This window comes from Alkalilacustris brevis (assembly GCF_003350345.1).
In the GTDB taxonomy this organism is placed as follows: Bacteria; Pseudomonadota; Alphaproteobacteria; order Rhodobacterales; family Rhodobacteraceae; genus Alkalilacustris; species Alkalilacustris brevis.
The window spans coordinates 1-20650 of record NZ_QNVJ01000055.1 but is presented as its reverse complement, the minus strand read 5'-3'; the positions used below and the strand labels follow the sequence as shown (position 1 = coordinate 20650).

Sequence of the window (20650 nt, the reverse complement as noted above, 5' to 3'; positions counted from 1 at the left end):
CTCGGGCAGGACCTCGCCGCGCAGCACCGGCACATGCGGCACCGTGCGCAACAGGTCCGCCAAGGCCGCGAGGATGGTTTCGCGGGGGGTGGGCATGGTTTCACTCTATTGTGCAAGTGCAGAAAAGGTCCGCTTCGACCCCAGAAAGCAGAATGCTGCACCTCGCTCGAAGGTCGGCTATCGCGATGCAGTTGCCTTTTCTAAAATTCCAAAATTGAGCGGGAGGGTGTCCAACCTTTGCCGAGGTTATAATTGTCAAAGAAATCAAAAATCTGTTTGGTGACACCGTCGTAGACGCACCCACAATATGAGCAGCGTTTCGGTATTCCGACAACTTTCTTGTGTGCCTCTGGTAGCTGCTCAAGCATACCAGCGGTCATATCGCTCTGACGACCAGCAGTGCCGCCAGAGCAATCGCCGGCAGGACAAACTTTGGTCATGCTTCGCCATCCTGATAATCCATTTTTACGAACGTATTTCCCTTATGTTGGTAGATGTGCATCTGGACGTGGGCAGGACAGCTTTCGCAGGTGAAATGGATAGTCAGACCTTGACGGCGACCGCTTGGGTTACCCGTTAGATCCCTATCCGTCTGGACTTTGTCACCATCAACAATGACATGCGTTCCTTCGCTTGCATCCTCACCCCGATTGAAAACCTCAGTGCGACCTTGGTGCAGGTAGAACCCGTCGCAAGCGGGACAATGCAATGTGTTTTCTCCGAACGAAGAGACCATATCGCTCAATTTTGCAGCCTTCGGTGGCATTTTCTATCCTCCTACGCGCTGTCTGTAAAAAAGGCGGGCTTCTGCTACATACACAAGCGCATTGCTGACGTTACCACTTTTAGCTGCACCACAAAGCTGGCATTGGGTCAAGCGCCGCGAACGACCGCAAGGTCCGTTCCGTCCGCATTGCTGGCCCTATAGCTTCGCATCCACCCAGTTCGCCACGATCAGCCCCGGCACCGCCTCATGCGCGCGCTCCGCATCCCGCGCCAGATCCAGCCGCTTGGGCAACTTCACCTGCGGCACCAGCAGGAAGATCGGCGCGGTGACCTGGTTACGGCCGGTCTTGGAGCGCGACGCAACCGCCTGGCCGCGTGTATTGATCCGAGCGCGGTCGGCCACCAGCAGGCTGGGCCCGCGCGGACGGTAGACGAAGCGCAGACGCATGCCGCGGCGGCGCTCCCACTCGCCGGGGGTGATCCGACCTCCGCGAAACCCGCGTCCGGCGGCCTCGGTCGGGATTGCCAACCAGAAGCCATTTCGCGAGCGGATCAGCGGCCCGGTATCATGCGCACCGACAATGGCCGGCGCCTTCGACCAGACCAGCGCTGCAGCGTTCAGGCTCTGGCGCCCCCGCGGATAGGTCTGGCTCCGGATCGAGCGGGCAAGGCGCTGGCCAAGCCCCGCGCCCACGATCTGCGCGCGCCAGGCCGCCTTGAGGGTGTTGCCCGCCTCGCGCGTGGCGGTGCCGACGGCGCGCTCGCCCGCCTTGATCTCGGCGGCCATCATGGCGACGAGGTCAGGGGTGATGTCGAGTTTGAGCTTCATGCCGGGCGCAGATCCACAGTCCAGATCAGCCGTTCACTGTCGCGCACGGGTTCTCCCTGGATGAGAAACGCGTCGCCATCGATCTCGATGCGGTCGCCGGGCCGGGGCTCAAGCACCTCGGCCACGCGCAGATCGACCCGCGTGGTCTCCGACCAGACCCGCGCCTCACCGAAGCCGGTGACATCGTCCGGCCGCCGCAGGATGGCGCGCACGAGCACCGGCGCGCCGCCCTCGGCGGTGTAGACGACATCCCGGCCCAGATGCGCGTCGGCGAAGAGTGCATCCGTGGCCACGGCGAAGGCGGTCATCAGAAGCTGCCGTTGAGCCGCACGCGCCCGATCACGTCACCGGCGCCGCCCGCGACCGCCTCGGTCGCCACGCCGATGGCCGTGTTCGAGGCCTCGACCGTGGTGCATTCCCTTGCGCTGTCGTCCCAATAGATCTTTGCGCCCGCGCTCCAGGCCTGGCTGGCGGTCTTCTTCAGGTCGAAGACGCCGACGAGGGCGGCCTCGAGCGTTGCGCCATTGGCGGCATCGCCCGCGGCCACCCCGAAGATGGCGCCCACAAGCAGGCCGTCGCCGGATGCGACCTCGTAGGGGGCGGTCAGCGTGATGGTGTTGCCGGGCTGGACGTAGTTCTTCATCGCGGGTTCCTTTCGCGCAAGGACGACGGGCGGCGCGAGGGCCGCCCGTGCGTCAGGGATCAGGTGTCAGGGGATCGCCCGGCTTACGCACCGGGGTTCTTGTAGAGGCCGCGCCAGTCGATGGCCTTGGCGCCGAAGTCGAGGCGGCACTTGATCTCGACGCCGTCGACGTCGAAGCCGTTGCGCGTCTCGATGTAGGCGCCTTGCTGGCCTTCGAGATAGGCGTATTCGATGGTGTCGATCTGGTTCGGCGAGGCCGCCAGATACCAGGCCGTCTCGCTCGCCGCGTCCAGCCGCGGCTCGGCGATGGGCGCGAGCGTCCGGATCGACTGCGGCACAACGTTGCCGCTCTGGGCGGGCACGAGGTTCTGGGCGACCAACTGCTCGGCCTTGAGTTCCAGCGCCGCGGGCACGATCAGGAAGGCGGGCCGGATGTTCAGCACCGTCTTCTTGTCGAGCCCGGTCTGCTTGCGCATCGCCGCCCGCGCGAGGCCCACGCTGTCCACCCCGAGCGCCGCGCCGGAACTGGCGAGGTTCTTGTGGGTACCGTGGAACAACGCCGTGCCGTCGGCCATGGCCGGGTTCGAGGTGACGATGTCCCAGACCACGTCGCTTTCCAGCTGGGCGATGGAGTTGCCGTACATGGCCGGGATGCGGGTGAAGGCGTCGAGGTCGTCGTTGATCAGCACCTGCCGGGTAATGGCAACGACGCGGCCATAGGTCTCGATGCGGTAGCTCTCCTTGCTCTCTCCGAGCGTGCCGCGCTTGAACTCGCCGCTTTCGCCGACCTTCAGGAGCTGCGGCGCCTCACCCAGCTGGACGCGGTGCATCGCCTTGAAGTCGGTGGCGAGCACCTGGCGGCAGAAGAGCGGGAAGGTCCGCGGATAGGCCTCATACGCCTGACGCAGCGTCTTGTTGGTGACGGCCGCGAGGATCTCGGGGAAGTCCGAGGTCGAGTGCAGCGCGCGCGTCGCCACCTCGTCGCGCGAGAGGCCGCGCGTGCTGGCGCCTGCCGTCTCGAGGCTTTCGCGGGCAAGCTCCATCAGCGTCATGCCGCGATACTCGCGCGCGGCGTCTTCCAGCGGGAAGAGCGTCGGGCTGTAGCGGTGCAGCAGCGCGCTGGAGATCGCCTCGCGCCGCGTGACCGTGGCATCGCGCCCGCCGAGCGGGACAGAGACATGGGGGAAGGTCCGGGTCTCGTCCGACTTGGCTGCGACCTGGTCGAGGATAAGCCGGCGCGCCTCGTCGATGGAGACGCCGCGCTTGATCAAGTCGTCCGCGAAACTGCGCTCGAGATGCAGCTTGTCGGCAAGGCCGTGAATGGTCGAGACGCGCTCGCGCTCCTGCGCGCGGGCCTCAGTCACCAGCGCGTCGGTATCGATGCTGCGGCTGCGGTCCTCGGGCGCCGGATCGGGCGTTGCCTTCGGCGACTTGGGCTTCATGTCGGCGGCACGGGTCTGCGTGTCGCCTGCGCGGGCCTGTGCCTCGGCAGCGCCAGTCTTGTCATCGGTCATTTGGGTCTCCTCGGCCACTGCCGTGTCGTTGTTCTGCTTGGCCGTGTCGGCCGGGGGCTCTGTCCTGTCGGTCATCTGGGATGCTCCTTGGCTGGTGGGGGCGTCCCGGCGGTGGAGGACGCAGTCATTGATCGGCTCTTTCGCCCGGAACCCGGCCGCGGCATCGGCGCCGACGGGGACGGCGGAAATCTCGAAAGGCGTCCAGTCCACCGCCCGCCAGATTTCGCGCGCGCCACCGGAGTCCTTGGCGGGCTTCGAGACCTCGAAGCGATGGACCTGGTAGCCGATGGAAACCGCGCGGATGTGCCCGGCCTCGATGTCGCGCCAGATATCGCCGACCGCGTCGCGCTCGGAGATGCGGATCCGGGCGATGCCCTGTCCGTTCTCGATCCGCGCCGAGCCGGGCACGACCGATCCGATCACCGCGTCGAGATCATGCGCCGCATGCACTTTCAGGAAGGGCGCGCCCGCGTTCAGCCGCTCGAGCCGGACATGCTCGGGCGCCATGCTGAGCTCCTCGTCATGCGGCTCGCCGAAGAGCGCGGCGCGGCGCACGCGCGCGCCGGTCGACCAGATCACCTCGACGCTGCGCGTCTCCGGGTCGATGGTATTTGGCGAAAGCTCCGCCGACCGGCGCAGCGCCGGCAGTTCGATCGTGTGTTCCATGAGATTTACTGCTACCTTGGATCAGTCAGCGACAACTGAGGAGGAAACATGGCAAGTCCGCTTGAACCGGCGTTCGGTTATCAACGCGATCAATTCGACCAGACCTGCGATTATTGTGGCGCTGTATTCGAAGTGACTGTTCCCGGCCAGAAAGGTCACGAGGAGCGCGAAGAATATCACTGCCCTGAATGCCGAAAGGAATTTCACTGTCGAGCTTCGAATAGTCCATCCGTTACGCTAAAGAGCCCTCGCACTGACGGCCGCAGCGGCAATTACCACGGCTAAAACACTCCGTCCGAATTCGCCTGCGCGCTGCCAGTCTTGGTGACGCGGCGCGGGTCGGTGTCGAGCACGAGCCCCAGCGTATCGAGCTTGGCGTTCGTCGCCGCGATCTCGGCCAGCACCGCGTCGGGGTTGCGGCCCTGCCGGGCGATGGCTTCGGCCAGCGTCATGGTGCCCGAGCGGATGGCCAGCAGGTCCGCCATCGCGTCCTTCTGCGGATCGACCGCCTCGAACTTCGGCGGCGACCATTCCACCGGCACGTCCGGCGTCGGAATGCGCCCCGCCGCCCATGCGGCTTGCGTGAACCAGCGCCAGACCGGCGCGCAGAACATCGGGATGAAGAGCTGCCACTGCACGGCGTCGATCATCCGGCGGAACTCCACGAGCCCGGCACGGATCGAGGAATAGTTGACTTGGGACAGGTCCCCGGTCAGCAGCTCGTAAGGCACCCGGAAGCCGGCCGCGATGGTGTGCAGGCTGGCGCGCTTGTATTCGCCATAGCCACCGGTGGCAGCGGGCTGGTTGAAGCGGATGTCCTTCCCGCCGCGCGCATAGGCGATCAGCCCCGGCTCGAACTGTTCCACCCGGTTCCCGTCGGCATCGACCACGGAGGGCGCGATGCCCTGCTGGGCTTCCTCGTCGCCGAAGACGATGGCGGTGACGCAGGCCTCGGTCTTCTTGCGCACGATCTCGGCCACCTCGTAGTCGTCGAGATCGCGCAGGCTGCGGATCACCGGCGCGCCCCAAGGCACGCCGCGCGCCTGCGTGCGCTGCTTTTCGTAGACATGGGCGATCTCGGTCGCAGGGACAGCGTGGCTGGTGAAGCCGCCCGTGAGGCTCAGCATGGCATCGCCCGGATGCGCGCCAAAGAGCCAATAGGCCCTGCGCCGGCCAAGCGCGTCGAACTCGATCCCCTGCACCGCCTGACCCGAGCCGATCACCCCGTTGCGGGTGGCATCGAGGAAGTCCGCCTCTAGGAGCTGCAACTGAACCGGTGGCATGACGCCGTCGCCTGCCCGGCGCGGACGGCGGCGCACCAGCACTTCGCCCGCCTCGACCATCTCGCGACAGGCCAGCGTCTGCAGCCCGTAGAAATCGAGCTGGCCGTCGGCATCGCAGTCATGCGCCCAGATCTCGAAGAGCCGATCCACCTCCTTGTCGAGCGCGGTGTCGCCGCTGGCGGCGCGCGGCATGATCCCGGCGCCGACAATGTTGTTGACGAGCACCGAGACGGCCTTGGCGGCATGCGGGTTGTTGCGCACCAGATCCCGCATCCGGTCGCGCAGCAGCGCGCCGGCCCGCCCGATCTCGGCATCCGCCGAAGATCCCGGCGCGTGCCAGCCATCGGTGCGCCGGCCGCGCGCCGCCCCTTCATAGGAGCGCGCAAGCCCCTCGAAGGCCTGTCGTGCCAGCACGCGCCTTGTGGCCACGCGCGGCGCGACGCTCGCGATGGCCCTGTCGAACCAGGAGACCATCAGCGGTGCCCACGCCCGAAACCGGCAAAACCCGCGATGGGCCTGCGGGTTGTGCCGGCGATCTGGCGCTCGATGGTGCGGATGCGGCCGAGCAGATCCTCGGCGGAGCCATACTCGACGGTCTTGCCGTCGTAGCTCACCCGCGTCGTCCCGCTCGCATAGGCGCGCCGGAGCGCCGCGAGTTCCGCCTCTGTCCAGTCGACCATGATCAGAACCATCCTTCCCGCCGCCCGAGCCAGTCGGAGCGGCGCTTGCCTTGCGTGCCGGTGTCGGGTCGACCGATCATGCCGGCGGGGCTTTCCACGCCGCTGGGGACGCCGAGCTGCGCTTCGAGATCGGCCCATGTCGCCTCGGGCCAGCGGTCTGCGCCCGCGATCCAGGCGGCGGCGCGGGCGTAGACCCGGCAGTCCAGCGCCTCGTTGCGCTCGCGGAGTTTCTGCCATTCGAGCCGCGCGAAGCCGCGCCGGTTGCGCACCGTCACCAGCTGCTCAGCCGTCAGCTGCCGGATCCACTCGGTGTCCGCCCAGCCGGGCAGATGCACCGTGCCGGGCACGAACGCCGCGCCATCATGCAGTTCTTCCGCTGTCGGCCGTGCCAGCCGCAGGAAGCGGTAGGTCTCGGCCTTGAAAGTCGATACCGCCACCGTCCAGAGCCGCGCGCCCCGGCGCAGGCGCTTGCCGCCCGCCGTGGCGTCCACATAGGTCGGCCCCGACACCGGACTCGCCCGGTTGAAGCCCTCGAGCCCCTTGACCGGTGCCACCTGCGCGAAGCCGACCGAGCGCGCCCAGCCATAGACAGCCGCCGTCTCGTAGCCGGTGTCGATGGCGAGCCGGGCGAGGGCCAGTTCCGCGCCACCCGCATGCCGCCAGCTACGGCCGAGCAGATCAGTCAGCGCGTCCCACGCCTCGGGCCGTGCTGGGCCGCCCTCGATCACGATGTGATCGACGAGCCAGCTTTCCAGGCCGCGGCCCCAGGCCCAGACATCGACCTCGATCCGGTCCTTCTGGACATCGGCGCCGGCGGTCAGGAACAGCCCGCCCGCGGGAACCGTGCCCGCGGGCCAGTCCTCGCGCCGCTCGGCGATGCGCTGCCAGTCCGGCGCATCGCCGGTTTCGATCCAGGTGTCGCCGAGAACCGTGTTGCGGAACACCCGTTCGGCCTCGTCCGAGCCCACCGCCGCCTCCTTGTCCCGCGCGATGTCGGCCCAGCTCTTCCACCCCGGCGGCGAATAGAGCGCCGAGAGATGAAACCCCACCGTCCGCGTATCCCGGGCCTTGGCGGTCGCCCGCCATTCGCCCGCAGCCAGCATCGCCGGCTTGTGGTGTTCCTCGATCGGTGTCTCGCAGGCATCGCAATTATACGCCGCCGTCTCCGGTTTGCCTTTCTCCCAGCGCAGCCGCTCGAAACGCAGCCATTGCGCATGGCCGCAATGCGGGCACGGCACGAAGAAGCGGCGCTGATCGCTGGCCTCATACTCCCGCTCGATCCGGCTGACGCCGCGGATCGTGGGCGTCGAGACCAGCAGCACCTTGCGCCGATGCGCGAAGGTCAGCGAGCGCGCCTCGGCGAGGCCCACCGGGTCGCCTTCTTCATCGGCCGAGGCCGGATAGGCATCGACCTCGTCGAGGAACACGTAGCGCGCCGGCATCGAGCGCAGACCGACCGCCGAGTTGGCGCCGGTCATCACCAGCACGCCGCCGGGGAAGTCCTTCGACAGCTGCGTGTTGCCGCTGTCGCGCGCCCGCGCCGGTCGCACGCGCTCCTTCAGCGCCGGGCTCTCCTCGATCAGCGGATCGATCCGCTGCCGCGAATTGCGCTTGGCCAGCTCCACCGTCGGCTGCACCGCCAGCATCGGCCCCGGCGCGTGGTGCATCACGAAGCCGATCCAGTTGTTGCCTGCCTCCGTGGCGCCGACCTGCGCTGCCTTCATGAATACGACCCGCTGGGTGGGGTCGCCCGGCGAGAGCGCGTCCATGATCGCCCGCATGTAAGGCGTCCGCTCGGTGCGGTACCGGCCGGGCTCGGCGCTCGCGCGCGAGCTCAGCCAACGATGCGTGTCCGACCATTCCGAGACGGTCAGCCAGGGATCGGGCGTGAGCCCGCGACCCCAGGCCCGGAGCAGCGCCTCCGCGCCGTCGAACGCAGTGATGGTTTCGCCTACCGCTTCGCTGCTTGAGGCGTTGCCGTCAGAGGGCAATCCGGGGCTGGGCGAGTTCCTCGAGATGGGCGCGGACATGGGCCTCCAGAACCTTCTGCATGGCCGCCGTCTCGATGGTCACCTCGTGGCCTACCGCTTCGCTACATGAGGCCGTCAACTCCGCCGCCATCAGCGCAGCCACCCGCGCCGGCCAGTTGACCCACGCGTCGCGTTCCTCGCGCGCGAGCCGAAAGACCAGCGACGTGGCGCGGTCGCGGTCGACAAGTTCGCCCTTCAGCTTGGCGAGCCGGATGCGCCGCTCCTGCGCCTTCAGCACCTCATGCGCCGTCTTCGCCTGCAGAAACGTCGTGCCGCCGCCCGCGACCGGCGCGGCCATGCCCTGCTCCTTGAGCGTATCGCCGACGGCAGAGACCGCTGCCTCTGGCACGGGCTTCATCTTCGCCGCTTTCGGCGCCCTTCTGGTCTTGGACGGATCGGTCGCCTCCGCCCGCAACCGGTCAGAGGCCGCAGCGTCGATACTGCCATCGGCGTGCAGGATGAGCCGGCCAGAGGACTTCGCCTTCTGGATTGCGCCCCGCGACAGCCCGACATGGGCGGCGTACTGGCGCTCGCTCATGCCCTGCATCGCCAGCCCCGATTATTATTTAAAACCATGTGCTTATGCAGTTGATAAGCCGCGCCGGCAGAGCGAACGTGTCTCCAGAAGGACGATACAACGCACCCGAGGAACCCGCCATGCCCCGCCGCAAGACCGACCCCACCGCCGCCCGCGACGCCCTCATCCTGGAGATCGCGCAGCGCCGCTTCTTCCTCGAAACCCTCGAGACCCGGAACTCCGACCGGCTCGACTTCCACGATGTCGCCGTCTGGGCCATCCGCGACGCGCTCGCGGAAGCCTATGAGGCCGGGCGCCGCGCAAGCGCCGCCGAAACCCAGCTCTGAAAGGAAACGCACATGACCGCCATCACCACCATCCGCATCGATCACGCCGCGCTGCCGGACCCGCTGAACCTCAAGGGCCCGGACGCTGCCGCCCGCATGATCGAGGCCGCGCTGCGCGACGAGGGGATCACGGCCGAGGCCTCGGACGTGATCTCGCACATCAAGATCGAGCTGCCGACCACCCAGCTTGCCGCCGCCAGCACCATGCTGGCCAGCCTGCAGCTGATCTGAACGGGATCAGCCAGAAAGAAATCATATGGCTCTGAATTGCCTACACTTTCGGGTGCCGCAGAGCGATTCTGATTGCACAGGGACGATGCAACTCACCACGGAGCCACCACCATGACCCGCCGCGCCATCGACAACTCCAAAGCCATCGACGCCTTCCTTGCCGCCAAGTTCGAGATCGACGCGATGCTGGAGCGGCTCGCCGCTCTCAGCGCAGACCACTTCGACACCCACCCCGACGAGATCGACTGGGGCGACGTCGGCACCCTGAACCATTACCGCGCCAAGCTGCGCGAGATCACCGACAGCGCCTTCGGCGAGGGTGAGCACGCGCGCTGACATCCGGCACAACCGGAACTCCTGCCGCGCCCAGCGCGGCTCGGGGTCGTAGGAGGGTCGCGACGGTCGCGGCCCCGGACACGGAGACGACCCCATGACCCAGATCCAGCTGTCCGACGCCCAAGCCGTCATCTTGTCCGCCGCCTGCGCGCGCGAGGACGGGATGGTGTTCCCCGTCACCGCCAACCTCAAGGGCGGCGCAGTCGGCAATGTCTGCAAGAGCCTGCTGAAGCGCGGGCTGATCGAAGAGGTCGCCGCCACCGACCTCAACACGGTCTGGCGGCACGACGAGGAGCGCGGCCCGCTCACCCTTCGTGCCACGCCGCTGGCCTACAGCACTCTCGGGATCACCGATGCTCCGGAGGAGCAAACGAACAGCCAGCCCGGGACCGAAGCCGCGCCGGAGCCCGCCCGCCGCCGCACCGGCACCAAACAGGAAGCGCTGATCGCGATGCTCCGCGCCGAGGGCGGCGCCACCATCGACGAGATCGTGACCGCACTCGACTGGCAACCGCACACAGCGCGAGGCGCCATGTCCGGCGCGCTGAAGAAAAAGCTCGGTCTCAAGGTGACCTCTGAGAAAGTCGAAGGGCGTGGGCGGGTCTATAGACTTCCTGCCGTCTGATCGACCAGCCACGGAAGCAGACCGCCAGTCCGTAGGGGCTGCGGTCTGCAAGGCTATTTAAACAGCGAAACGACCCCAAGCACGATCCCGACTACGCCAAGGCCGACCGACCAAATCGCGAGCCATGCCGGGATAAAGATCCGAGGATCGGGGGTCCGAAGGTACCAGCGTAACTTGTCAAACCAACCAAGCGCTTTGAGTTCAAAATCCAGCTGTGCATTCTTTTTAACTCCAAGCGCCTGCCTCGTATCAAAAGCCATGTAAATCGCGCTGTCGTCATCATGGCCGAGAAGAACCGCATCGTATGACCTTGATCGATCTGACGTGTTGGTTATGCGAGCAACGTCATATCGCTCAATCCCGCTTCGGTGAGATTGATGCAAACGAACAATTGAACTACCCCATTCGCTTCGATCAAGCCCTTTGACTTCAAGTTGTGGCACGCCGCTGTCCCTCTCGAATTTGGCACACCATAACACCTTATTCGCTTTCGGCCACAACACCGGTACTGTTTGATTCTACATGCTTCGCCGAAGCCGTTCGAACAGCCGCCGCAGGACATATGACCGCGCGATGCTCACCACCGTGAACACCGCGCCCATCATCAGGTTCTGCGCCAGCGTCGTGTGCAACCCGAATACCGGGAAGATCAGGAGCTGCGTAACGACCGCAACGCCGTAGCCGACAGCAACGTTGGCGACGGCCTCGACCAGCGACATGGCCCGGCTTTGCTTCATCGAGCGCCCTTATCCATCTGCCAGCAATTGAGCTGCGAGAGTTCGGAGCGCATGCGCCGCAACCAAGGGGACCACACCGTTGCCACCGAGCCGAAGCCGGTCCACCCGGTGGGCCAGCCCATCAGCGCCTCGACAAACAGCGGGTTCAAGGTCCGGGGCATTTCGCAAGAACCGTCGCCAGCCATCGGCGTCACGAGGACCTGGCGGCCAAGCAGGCCGTTCACCGGCGTGTTGGTAAGGCTCGTCGCGCCATCCTTGTGATCGCGGGCCGTCGGCGTCATCCACATCCCCGCCGAATGGGTCAAGTCGGCCGTCTTGCGGTTGCCCGCGCTCGGCTTGCATCCGTCGTTGGCCATCGGCGTTGGCCAGAGCCGCAGCATTTCCGTCCGGTTCCCGCCACTCGACCGGGTGCCAGAGCAAGCGCGCGGGGTCGGCCAGCGCGTCCCCCTCGCGGATGGCGAGGATGAAGAGGCGTTCGCGCTTATGGGGCGCACCGACTTCCGCCGCCGTGAAGAGGCCTGCCGCAAGGCGGTAGCCCATGCCGACCAGTCCGCTGGCGACTTCGGGGAAGCCGAGGCGGAGATGATGGGCGACATTTTCGAGGAACACGAAGGGCGGTTCGACCTCGCCGATGATGCGGGCGACATGCGGCCAGAGGTGGCGCGGGTCGTCCGCGCCCCGGCGCTGGCCCGCGACGGAGAACGGCTGGCACGGATAGCCCGCAGTGACGATGTCCACCGCGCCGCGCCATGGGCGACCGTCGAAGGTTCCAACGTCGTCCCAGACAACAGACTGATCCAGGGACGCGTCTTCCATCCGCGCCACGAGAGTGGCTGCGGCGTAGGTTTCCCGTTCGACATGGCCCACAGCACGATATCCGGGGATGGCGATGGCAAGCCCGAGATCGAGCCCGCCCGCGCCGGAGCAGAGGGAGAGGCCGAAGAGGCATGCGTCTCCGGCTCCGGAAGCACACCCGGAGGAAGGTAAAGCCAGGTCATGCATGTCACGCGGCGGTCTTGCGCTTTCGCGGGGGTTCGGCGTCCGTGTCCGGCGTATCGGCCTCGTCGCCCAGCCGCTCGACCTTCACCTCGCCAAAGGTCCGACCATCACCATCGAGGATCGCGTCCTTGCCGGTCTCGGCTTGCCAGCGCTCCACGGCGACATCGACATAAGCCGGGCTGATTTCCATCGCGAAGACACGCCGGCCGTTGGCCTCGCCCGCCATGATCTGCGACCCGGAGCCGCAGAACGGCTCGTAGCAAAGCCCGCCCCGCGCGACGTGCTGGCGCATCGGGATGCCGAAAGCGTCGAGCGGTTTCGGCGTCGGATGGTCGGGGCGCTCGTCCTTGGCGAAGGACGGCATCTCCCAGGTCGAGGGCAGCGTCTGCTCGGCCACCTTCGGCGGGCGGTTCGGGCGACGCCAGCCCATGAAGCAGGGCTCGTGCTTCCAGAGGTAGTGCGAGCGGGTCAGAACACCGCGGTCCTTCACCCAGATGATCTGCTGGTGGACGAAGGCGCCGGCATTTTCCCAGCAGGCTTCCAGCATCGCCTGGCGGCGGGAGGCGTGCCAGCAATACCAGGCGGCGTCATCCGTGATCGCCTCGGCGACGGCCGCAGCGATGAAGCCGTCGTAGAGCTCGGCCCCCTGCGAACTGTCGTCCCAGGTGTTGCCGTAGGACTGCGACCAATCCTTGTTGCGCGTCGGGTGGTTCGAGCCGTCGTAATCGACGAGATACGGCGGATCGGTCGCGAACAGGATCGCGCGCTCGCCATTCATCAGGCGGCGGACATCGTCATGGTTGGTGCTGTCGCCGCAGAGCAGCCGGTGATCGCCGAGGATCCACAGATCGCCCGTCCGCGAGGCCGGATTGCGCGGCGGCTCGGGGATGGTCACCGGGGGCACGGAGCCCCCGGCGCCACCTTCTTCTTCACTGCCCGCGTTCGGATCCAAGGCCAGAAGCTTGTCGAGCTCGCCGTCCGAAAAGCCAACCAGCGATAGGTCGTAGTCGTCTGCCAGAAGGTCCTGCAGTTCGGCCGACAGCAGTGCCTCGTCCCATGGCGACTCAGCAAGCCGGTTATCCGCGATCCGGTAGGCCCGGCGCTGCGCCTCGGTCAGATGCCCCAGCACGATCACCGGCGCCTCGGTCAGCCCGAGCTGCGTCGCTGCGAGCACCCGGCCGTGGCCCGCGATCAGCTCCCCGTCCTCGGCCACGAGGCAGGGCACGGTCCAGCCGAACTCGGCCATGCTGGCCGCGATCTTTGCCACCTGATCGGCGCCATGCAACTTCGCGTTCTTCGCGTAGGGCTGGAGCCTGGCCAGCGGCCACTGCTCGATCTGCTCCGGTGCGAAGGCGAGGGTCATCGACGACGTGCTTCCATCTTGATGGTGGATACCGGCCGGACTCCGGACTCCGGATGCCGCGCTGGACTCCACGCAGGGTCCAGGCGCGTCCGGGGCTATCCGGCCCGAAGGCCAGCGTTCATTGGGGTTGTCGCGCGGCTCTCGCGTGTCCGGCTTCCGGCTGGCTTCCCAGAAATCCGGCCCTGTCGCTGGCGAAATTGCGCGCCAAGCCCGCCAGCATACGATTTCGCCAGGAAGGAACCGCGAACTCGGCTGCAGGGGGCTGTCAGGCGGCGTCGCGCAGGCCACAAGGAAAGGATCGGCGCCTTTCCTTTGTTAACGCCCTCGCCAACGAAAGGATGATTTCGCTAGGGGCTGCGCCGCGCGCGCCTCTCCCGAGCTTACCTGATTTGTAGCCCGGGAGAGCAGTTTTTGTCCCAGCGAAAACTGTCCGCCGCACATCTTCCCCGCTGGCACGCAGCATTACGCGCCACCGGCCAGTTCGATCACGCGCCGCTTGGAAAGGTTGCGATTGAACCGCCGCCGGTTGAGATGCAGGCAGATGACGCAAAGCCCGTAGAGCCAGTGCTGATGGGCGGCCGAGCGTGCAAGCCCGACGGTCCAGCAGATGGTCTTCCACCTTTCGCCATGGGCTTTCATCCAGACGATCTTGCCGTCGGTGGGATCGATGCAGGCGGTCCAGGTCAGCGTCTCCTCCATGCGGCTGATCGCCTGCGGCGAGGGCAGCACGCGCATGGGCCTTGGCTCCTGCCCGACCTTGTCGCCGAAGCTATGAATGACCTCCGGCCAGGTGCTGAAGTACCCCCGGCGGCGGGGTTCGGGCAGGCGCTTGAGGACATAGGCGGCCTCGGCAAGCCGGGCCTCCACCAGAGAGGGCGTCCATTTATCCATGCCTGCCTCCCTGCCTCGCGGACGGATTGCCATAGAGCTTCTCGCCGAGTTGCCGAACCAGTTCCCGCTCGGGCCAGGTCAGGCGTTCGTCATCGAGCGCGACGGCAAGCACGCGCTGTTCGTGCCAGCCCTCGCGCTTGACCTGTTCGGGATCGCGGCGATGGCCGCCATAGCCCTTGGGATGCCACCTCATTGCAGCCCCCCGCCGGTCTCGATCGCCCAGAGCAGGATCGCGATGGCGTCGGCCTCGTTGTCATCGGCGGGGCTGAAGCCGCGCGCCCGGGCGGCCGCCATCATGGCGTCCTTGTTCGCATTGCCCTTGCCGGTGGCGTGGCGCTTGATGGTGCCCACCGGCACGCCCTGATAGGGCACGCCCCGCAGCTCGGCCCATGAGGTGAGTGTGGCCATGAGCCCGCCATAGACATGCGCCGCGTCGGTCGCGGCGTGGCGGCGGACCTCCTCGAACCAGATCGCGGCGATCGGCCCGCTCAGCCGGTCGAACTCGGTGAGCCAGTTGGTGAAGCGCAGGAAACGCATCCCGCCCCCGTCGAAGCGCCCGGGGCGGAAGCTGGCCGTGCCGCTCAGGATCAGCCCGTCCGCGTCGCGGAGCGCCCATCCGGTGGTGGTGCCCAGATCGAGGGCCAGGATGGGGCGGCCCGATGCCGCGCCGATGCCCCTGACCGGACGGGCATGGGTGATGGGTTCTGCAGTGGCTGAAAGGTTCATGGCGAACGTCTCCCGTGTGGTGGGTGGAAAGGCAGGGACAGCAGCACGCGCGCGCGACGCCCCCGGGGGTGGGAGTGGAGAACCCGCCTTGCGGCGTTCTCCCCACCCCCGAAGGGGGTGGCTTTCACCCCCACAACTTGAAATGAGCCGTAAGAGACTGCGAAACATGAGAAATTCGAAGTTGGGAACGCGACGCGCGGGCGAAGCTTTCCCAACTTGAATCCGCGCGTCCGGACGGGCGCCATCGCGGCGGTGCGCAGGTAGTTGGGAAAACCCTTCCCAACTTGAATCCGCGTGATGCGTCGAGGCCCGGCGCGGGCCTGCGCAACCAGTTGGGAAGACCTTTCCCAACTCTCCCAACTTGAATCTGCGCGGTTGTGCGTAGGTCCGATGCGTCATGACTCGCCCTCCGGGTAGACCCAGACGGCGGGGTTCTCGACGGGCAGCGGGGCGCCGCTCTGCGGGCATTTGTAGGTGCTGGGCAGGACCGGGATGCCACCGGGGTGGACCTCGCCGGTCTCGGGGTCGACAAGCTCGCTGTCGGCCGGGAACACCATGCCCTCGACGCAGAGATAGCCGAACTTGGAGGTGGAGCGTGGTAGGCCGAACGGGCGGCCGTCGCGGACGAACTTGATGTCGCCTTTCGTGGCGAGCACGCTGATGCGATCGCGGATCGTGTCCTTGCCGCCGAGGCCTGCCTTGTTCTCGTAGCTCTCGGCGAATTGCAGCGCGGTGTAGAGCTTGCCGCGCCCGGCCTCGTCGAGCAGAAGCTGCAGGATCACGTCGCGCTTGCGCATGCGCTCGGCATCGAGCTTCTCGCCGAAATCGCGCCGCACGATGCGTTCGCCAGAGGGATCGAGCTCCACCCAGCAGCCGGCGCGCTTGTCGATCAGCTTCGAGGGCAGTGCCGGCCCGTTGCGCAGCTCAATTTCCAGGCGGCGCTCGGGGCGTTCTTCATCCGGGCGATGCAGGATCAGGCCGGAGGTGTAGAACCCGCGCAACGCGCTGGCGCCGGAGAGGGCCAGAAACGGATCCTCCCGCAGCTGCGTCTTGCCAAGCTTGCGCGTGTGATGGGCCAGGATCACGCCGCAGTCGGGGTTGACCGCTTCGCGCAGCGGCTCGATGCGCTCCTGCAGGAAGAACATCATCGCGGCGTTGTCGTTCTCGCCGCCGCCGTCCGGCCCGCCATCGAAGAGGTTACGGATCGGGTCGATGCAGAGAATGTCGACCGGCGGGTCGCCGTAGGCGCCGCGCACCGCCTCGATGACATTCGGCAGGCCGTTGCCGTCCAGCAGGAGCTTGAGCTTGGGCGTGGCCACGAACCCGTCGCGCGCCGCCGCCAGCAGATGCGCCTCCAGCCCGAGGGCCTGCAGGCGCTCGCGGAGGTAATGATACTGGATCTCGGCCTGCAGGTAGAACACGCGCATGGGGCGCGGCGGCGTGAAGCCGAGAAACGGCACGCCCGCGGCCATGTGCACGAGCCAGGAAATCAGGAAATCGCTCTTGCCGACCTTGGGCGCCCCGCCCAGCACCAGCAGCCCGCCCGGCGTCAGGACGCGCGGGGCGATGATGTCGTCGGGCATGGGGCTTGTGTCGTCAAGCAGCGCGCCCAGCGTGAAGGCCTCGACCCTTAGCGCCTGCCGCGCGGGCTGCGCCGGGCCATTGCGCGCGACATGCAGGGCCCAGAGCCGCTCAGTCTCGCGCTGGAGCCGGTCGAGCGGCCAGCTGGGGCGCAGCATGGCGGCGTTGTAGCCGCAGATCGCCTCCCAGCCCTCGGGCCCCGACAGGCGCCCCTCGTGCACGAGCCGCAGATAGTGGCCGATGGCCGCACTGGCGCCCTGAAATCGGGTCCAGTCATCCTCACCGGCCGCGCGGACGGGGTTGGTGAGGACCGCATCGATGGATGGCTTGTCGGCGGAAGGCGATGTGGCCTGCACGATGCCATCGAGCGGCGGCATGTCTGCCACGGCCTCGGCGAATTCGGCCAGATCGACCTCGTGTTCGGCCTGCTCGGCGATCCGGACGATCCGCTGGAAGCCCCCCTTGTGATAGACGCTGCCCGCCACACGGATCGGCTGATGCGCCGAGCGGAAATGCGTGTCGCCGCCCACCTTGGCGGCAATCTCGCCGCGCAGCCGGCAGACCTCGGCCACATCCGCGCCTTCGACCGGCTCGTTCAGGCGCCACCAGACATGCAGCTTGTCGCGTCCCTCGGGCGTGCGCCCGCCGCTTTCGACGACCAGCGTGGGGCGGCCCAAATAGTGGCGCAGATGCGCGAGCTTGGCGGTGATGTCACCGGTATCGAGATCGACGACGACGGTCTGCATCTGCTGCACATCGGCCGCGCGCGCTTCGCCCTGTGCGGCCACCGTGCCCGGGATCACATAGACGGCGGCGCCCTCCCGCCAGGCCCAATTCGCGAAGGTCGCCATCTTCTCGGGCGCCGTGCCGTCCGCCGGGATCCAGATGTTGTGCGGGCGCCCGTCGAAGCCCTGCCCCTTGTCCACGAAGCCGCGCACCGGAATGAGCCCCTCGCAATAGCCGAAGACCACATCGAGAAATGCCGCGATCTGCGCGGGGTCGGGCTCGACCCCGAACGCGTCCGGTGTGGGCGCGGCGTCGTTGAAATCCCGCCACGGGTTGAAATGGATGATCGTGTCATCGCTCATGCCGGCAGGCTCCAGCAGCGCTCGGACCAGGGGCATAAGCGGCACTCGAAGAAATCCGGGCTGCGGGCGATGCGCGGCAGCAACTCGCCCGCATCGCTCGCCTGCAGGATCCGCACGCCGCGATCCGACATGCGCTGCGCCAGTTCAGCGTCGAAGGGCACCAGCTCGTGGTGCAGCTCGGCCGTGTCCTTGTTGATCGCGGTGAAGAGCGCCGGCGCGGCGGAAATGCCGGGAACTGTCGCCTCCATATACGCCTGGTAGAGCGCGATCTGTGCGGCATAGACCGGCTTGGCGACACTCACGCCCCTGGTGACTGTATCACGCCAGTTCTTCGCGTTCATGGTCTTGCATTCCCACAGCGCCGGGATGCGCAGCCCCAGCGCCGCAGGGGCATCGGCGATGATCCCGTCGACATGGCCCCGGATGCGCCCGCCCGCGACTTTGAACCCGAACTGCGCGCCATCGGGGCGATTGCCCTTGCGGGTGTAGAGATCGAGCCCCGCCGCCCGCAGCCAGCGGATGGCGAGATCCTCGAGCTGATGCCCGATGGCGAAGATGCGCAGCGTCTGGCCGGTGAAATCCTGGCCCTCGTCCTTGGGCGCGCCCACGAACTCGAACTGCAGGGCGCGTTCGCAGGGATGGCCCAGCCGCGAGCCGCCGAGGTAGTCGCGCGGCCGCGTTGCCGCGCGTTCGGCCTCGAGGGCGGCATCCACGGCCGCGTTGATGCGCTCGGCGATGCCGGGCCGATGGTTGAAATCCAGCGTCAAAACGGCACCTCCGGCTCGTTGGCCCGCGCCTGGTCGGCCATGGCCTCGCGGAAGCCCTCCACGGCCTCCTCGATCAGCGCGCGGACCTGCGCCTCGGTCAGATCGGCGAGCGGGGTGGCCCAGCCGATCTCGTCCATCAGCAGCGCCACGCGTTTCATGGTCGCCGTGACGGCGGCGCGCTCTTCCTCGGTGAGATCAACCATGCCGACACACCTGCGCGCCGAGCGCGTCCAGTAGCTCTGGCAGGCCATCGAGCAGAACCAGACCGAGGATCGGGGTCGCTTCGATGGCACCGGATCGCGCCAGCCAAATCCACGCGGGAGTTGCCCACAGACAGCACAGAGCATGCCACGCGGATGCCAGAGCCGACGCCGGTCCGCGGCGGAAAGTCGGGATGATGACGCCATGGCTCATGCCGCCCTCCCGATTGCATCGGCGGCCGCGCCCTCGGCCCCGAACACCAGCGCGCGGATCGCTGCGCGGTTGAATCGGAAGGACAGGAGCGCCGAGGCCTGATAGCGCGTGAGCCCGAAATCCTGCCGATACTCGGCCGGCAGCCAGGCCAGCTGCTTGTCCGTGGGCGGCTGGTTCAGCCAGCGGCGGGTCTTGTGGGCGCTCTCGTCGCTCTCATGTTCGTTGAGCCAGTCATCGGCCGCGGCAAGGCAGACCGTGCGCTCACCCACCGCCAGAAGCCGCGGCTGCTCGCGCTGCAGGCCCCCGACCCCATACCAGCGGCCATTGAGGAAGAAGACGCCGCCCCAGGCGCTGAACCCGTTGGCAATCAGCGCGCCATCGTCGCCAAAGAGATCCACCCAGCGAAAGCTGGAGCGCTTCAGCAGATCGATCTCGGACATCACGAAGGCGCCCAACGGCTCGGATCCGGCATCCTCGTCGCGCTCCCAGAGATGGCCGCAGAGCGGGCATTCCATGGTGGCGATCGGCACCTCGGCACCGCAGTCGGGGCATTCCTTGCTGGGCGCCTCGCCCGCCGCCTCACGACCGTCGAGATCGACATCCTGCTCCAGCGCCCCGTGCATCAGCGTGGAAGTGCCGAAATCCAGAACGATGCAGTCGGTCTTGATCACGCCGGGGTGCTCGGCCGGGTCCACGGTGCGCAGCCCCCGGCCGATCATCTGGATCATGGTTGACTTGTAGGAGCTGGGGCGCAGCAGCACGACGCAGGAGGTGGGCGGATGATCCCAGCCCTCGGTCAGCACCGCGACATTCACCACGACCCTCAACTCGCCGGCCGCATAGGCACGTAGCGTTACGCGCCGTTCCCCGGCGCTCATGTCGCCATGGACCAGCCCGGATGGCGCCCCGGCGGCCGCGAAAGCCGCCGCCACGTTGCGCGCGTGATCGACGGTGGAGCAGAACACCACGGTCTGCCGATCACCCGCCTTCTCCTGCCAGTGGCGGATGACCGCATCGGTGACGGGCGCGCGGTTCATGATCGCGTCCACCGCGTCCATGTCGAAATCATCGACGGTCTTGCGGACCTGCCCAAGCTGGTGCTGCACACCGACATCGATGACGAAGGTCCGGGGCGGGACGAGGTGGCCGGATGCGATCAACTCGCCGATCCTGATCTGGTCGGCGACATTGGAAAAGACCGGGCGCAACCCCTTGCGATCGCCCCGATTGGGCGTGGCCGTCACCCCGTAGATCCGGCAATCCGGGTTGCGATCCCGCGCGCGATCGATGATCCGCCGGTAGCTTTCCGCCGCCGCGTGATGGGCCTCGTCGATCACCAGCAGATCGAGCGTGGGCAGCGCGTCAAGATTGCTGCTGCGCGCCAGCGTGGGCACCATCGCGAAGGTGACCTGGCCGTTCCAGGCCTTCTCGCGGGCATCCACCACCGAGGTCGAGATGTCCGGGTTGACCCGCGCGAACTTGGACCGGTTCTGGCTGGTCAGCTCGTCACGATGCGCCAGCACGCAGGCCTTGGCATCGGTGCCGCCAACGGCGCGGCCTGCGACAGCGGAAAGCATGATCGTCTTGCCGGCACCGGTCGGCGCGACACCGAGCGCGTTGCCGTGGGTGTCGAGCGCAGACAGGCTGCGCTCGACGA

General features: G+C 67.2%; 26 protein-coding genes and 1 pseudogene. 4 read left to right on the top strand and 23 right to left on the bottom strand.

Annotation, left to right across the window (positions count from 1 at the left end; all coding sequences use genetic code 11):
- Nucleotides 1-200: 200 nt before the first annotated feature.
- The 10 genes from DQ229_RS16295 to DQ229_RS08625 all read right to left on the bottom strand — a co-directional run bounded on the left by DQ229_RS16295 (nucleotide 201) and on the right by DQ229_RS08625 (nucleotide 8918).
- Nucleotides 201-440, bottom strand: coding sequence for a hypothetical protein (locus DQ229_RS16295; RefSeq protein ID WP_155326478.1), 240 nt, complete (start codon nucleotides 438-440; stop codon nucleotides 201-203).
- On the bottom strand, nucleotides 437-766 hold the full coding sequence (locus DQ229_RS16290; RefSeq protein ID WP_155326477.1) for a hypothetical protein: 330 nt from the start codon (nucleotides 764-766) through the stop codon (nucleotides 437-439). The genes DQ229_RS16295 and DQ229_RS16290 overlap by 4 nt, the downstream gene beginning before the upstream one ends.
- A gap of 156 nt (nucleotides 767-922) precedes the next feature.
- Nucleotides 923-1555 carry a DUF6441 family protein gene (locus DQ229_RS08660; RefSeq protein ID WP_114965880.1) on the bottom strand — a complete coding sequence of 211 codons (633 nt, stop codon included), beginning with the start codon at nucleotides 1553-1555 and terminating at the stop codon, nucleotides 923-925.
- Entirely contained in the window at nucleotides 1552-1863 is a 312-nt protein-coding gene (locus DQ229_RS08655) for a head-tail joining protein (protein WP_114965879.1), read from the bottom strand. Before DQ229_RS08655 ends, DQ229_RS08660 begins: the two co-directional genes overlap by 4 nt.
- The gene (locus DQ229_RS08650) at nucleotides 1863-2198 is read right to left on the bottom strand and encodes a DUF2190 family protein (protein ID WP_114965878.1); all 336 of its coding nucleotides are present in this window, start codon (nucleotides 2196-2198) and stop codon (nucleotides 1863-1865) included. Before DQ229_RS08650 ends, DQ229_RS08655 begins: the two co-directional genes overlap by 1 nt.
- Nucleotides 2199-2281: 83 nt before the next feature.
- Nucleotides 2282-4378: a prohead protease/major capsid protein fusion protein gene (locus tag DQ229_RS08645; RefSeq protein WP_114965877.1), complete on the bottom strand. Its 2097-nt coding sequence runs from the start codon at nucleotides 4376-4378 to the stop codon at nucleotides 2282-2284.
- 281 nt (nucleotides 4379-4659) lie between these two features.
- On the bottom strand, nucleotides 4660-6135 hold the full coding sequence (locus tag DQ229_RS08640) for a phage portal protein (protein WP_202909541.1): 1476 nt from the start codon (nucleotides 6133-6135) through the stop codon (nucleotides 4660-4662).
- Complete coding sequence (locus tag DQ229_RS08635) at nucleotides 6135-6341, bottom strand: phage head-tail joining protein (protein ID WP_114965883.1); 207 nt, start codon at nucleotides 6339-6341, stop codon at nucleotides 6135-6137. Before DQ229_RS08635 ends, DQ229_RS08640 begins: the two co-directional genes overlap by 1 nt.
- A 2-nt stretch (nucleotides 6342-6343) precedes the next feature.
- Nucleotides 6344-8371 (bottom strand): phage terminase large subunit family protein, encoded by a 2028-nt coding sequence (locus DQ229_RS08630; protein WP_202909540.1) that lies wholly within the window; start codon nucleotides 8369-8371, stop codon nucleotides 6344-6346.
- Nucleotides 8322-8918, bottom strand: coding sequence for a hypothetical protein (locus DQ229_RS08625; RefSeq protein ID WP_114965875.1), 597 nt, complete (start codon nucleotides 8916-8918; stop codon nucleotides 8322-8324). The genes DQ229_RS08630 and DQ229_RS08625 overlap by 50 nt, the downstream gene beginning before the upstream one ends.
- A 110-nt stretch (nucleotides 8919-9028) precedes the next feature.
- Here DQ229_RS08625 and DQ229_RS08620 point away from each other — a divergent pair, with 110 nt between their 5' ends.
- The 4 genes from DQ229_RS08620 (at nucleotide 9029) to DQ229_RS08605 (ending at nucleotide 10427) form a co-directional block, all read left to right on the top strand.
- The gene (locus DQ229_RS08620) at nucleotides 9029-9235 is read left to right on the top strand and encodes a DUF6900 domain-containing protein (RefSeq protein ID WP_114965874.1); all 207 of its coding nucleotides are present in this window, start codon (nucleotides 9029-9031) and stop codon (nucleotides 9233-9235) included.
- A gap of 12 nt (nucleotides 9236-9247) precedes the next feature.
- Nucleotides 9248-9466: a hypothetical protein gene (locus DQ229_RS08615; RefSeq protein ID WP_114965873.1), complete on the top strand. Its 219-nt coding sequence runs from the start codon at nucleotides 9248-9250 to the stop codon at nucleotides 9464-9466.
- Between the two features lie 111 nt (nucleotides 9467-9577).
- On the top strand, nucleotides 9578-9802 hold the full coding sequence (locus DQ229_RS08610; RefSeq protein WP_114965872.1) for a hypothetical protein: 225 nt from the start codon (nucleotides 9578-9580) through the stop codon (nucleotides 9800-9802).
- Between the two features lie 94 nt (nucleotides 9803-9896).
- On the top strand, nucleotides 9897-10427 hold the full coding sequence (locus DQ229_RS08605) for a DUF3489 domain-containing protein (protein WP_114965871.1): 531 nt from the start codon (nucleotides 9897-9899) through the stop codon (nucleotides 10425-10427).
- A gap of 53 nt (nucleotides 10428-10480) precedes the next feature.
- On the opposite strand, the gene DQ229_RS16285 is transcribed toward DQ229_RS08605, so the two are convergent.
- The 13 genes and pseudogenes from DQ229_RS16285 to DQ229_RS08550 form a co-directional block, all read right to left on the bottom strand.
- Nucleotides 10481-10870: a hypothetical protein gene (locus tag DQ229_RS16285; protein WP_155326476.1), complete on the bottom strand. Its 390-nt coding sequence runs from the start codon at nucleotides 10868-10870 to the stop codon at nucleotides 10481-10483.
- 75 nt (nucleotides 10871-10945) lie between these two features.
- Nucleotides 10946-11164, bottom strand: coding sequence for a DUF7220 family protein (locus DQ229_RS08595; protein WP_114965869.1), 219 nt, complete (start codon nucleotides 11162-11164; stop codon nucleotides 10946-10948).
- A complete protein-coding gene (locus DQ229_RS16800) occupies nucleotides 11161-11520 on the bottom strand; it encodes a hypothetical protein (protein ID WP_238381009.1) in 360 nt (119 codons plus the stop codon). Before DQ229_RS16800 ends, DQ229_RS08595 begins: the two co-directional genes overlap by 4 nt.
- A 142-nt stretch (nucleotides 11521-11662) precedes the next feature.
- Nucleotides 11663-12166: pseudogene (locus DQ229_RS16795) on the bottom strand (DNA cytosine methyltransferase); the annotation flags it as partial.
- 1 nt (nucleotide 12167) lies between these two features.
- Nucleotides 12168-13526, bottom strand: a complete 1359-nt coding sequence (locus tag DQ229_RS08585) for a site-specific DNA-methyltransferase (RefSeq protein ID WP_114965867.1) — start codon at nucleotides 13524-13526, stop codon at nucleotides 12168-12170.
- A 462-nt stretch (nucleotides 13527-13988) separates the two neighbouring features.
- Nucleotides 13989-14417 (bottom strand): DUF6362 family protein, encoded by a 429-nt coding sequence (locus DQ229_RS08580; protein ID WP_114965866.1) that lies wholly within the window; start codon nucleotides 14415-14417, stop codon nucleotides 13989-13991.
- Nucleotides 14410-14610 carry a hypothetical protein gene (locus DQ229_RS08575; RefSeq protein ID WP_114965865.1) on the bottom strand — a complete coding sequence of 67 codons (201 nt, stop codon included), beginning with the start codon at nucleotides 14608-14610 and terminating at the stop codon, nucleotides 14410-14412. Before DQ229_RS08575 ends, DQ229_RS08580 begins: the two co-directional genes overlap by 8 nt.
- A complete protein-coding gene (locus tag DQ229_RS08570; RefSeq protein ID WP_238381008.1) occupies nucleotides 14607-15143 on the bottom strand; it encodes a hypothetical protein in 537 nt (178 codons plus the stop codon). The genes DQ229_RS08575 and DQ229_RS08570 overlap by 4 nt, the downstream gene beginning before the upstream one ends.
- 395 nt (nucleotides 15144-15538) lie before the next feature.
- Nucleotides 15539-17812 carry an AAA family ATPase gene (locus DQ229_RS08565; protein WP_114965881.1) on the bottom strand — a complete coding sequence of 758 codons (2274 nt, stop codon included), beginning with the start codon at nucleotides 17810-17812 and terminating at the stop codon, nucleotides 15539-15541.
- Nucleotides 17809-18579, bottom strand: coding sequence for a PD-(D/E)XK nuclease family protein (locus DQ229_RS08560; protein ID WP_114965864.1), 771 nt, complete (start codon nucleotides 18577-18579; stop codon nucleotides 17809-17811). The genes DQ229_RS08565 and DQ229_RS08560 overlap by 4 nt, the downstream gene beginning before the upstream one ends.
- Entirely contained in the window at nucleotides 18576-18782 is a 207-nt protein-coding gene (locus tag DQ229_RS08555) for a DUF6511 domain-containing protein (protein WP_114965863.1), read from the bottom strand. The genes DQ229_RS08560 and DQ229_RS08555 overlap by 4 nt, the downstream gene beginning before the upstream one ends.
- Nucleotides 18775-18993 (bottom strand): hypothetical protein, encoded by a 219-nt coding sequence (locus DQ229_RS16280; RefSeq protein ID WP_155326475.1) that lies wholly within the window; start codon nucleotides 18991-18993, stop codon nucleotides 18775-18777. Before DQ229_RS16280 ends, DQ229_RS08555 begins: the two co-directional genes overlap by 8 nt.
- On the bottom strand, nucleotides 18990-20650 hold a 1661-nt coding region (locus DQ229_RS08550; protein WP_114965862.1), incomplete at its 5' end, for a DEAD/DEAH box helicase. The genes DQ229_RS16280 and DQ229_RS08550, both read right to left, overlap by 4 nt.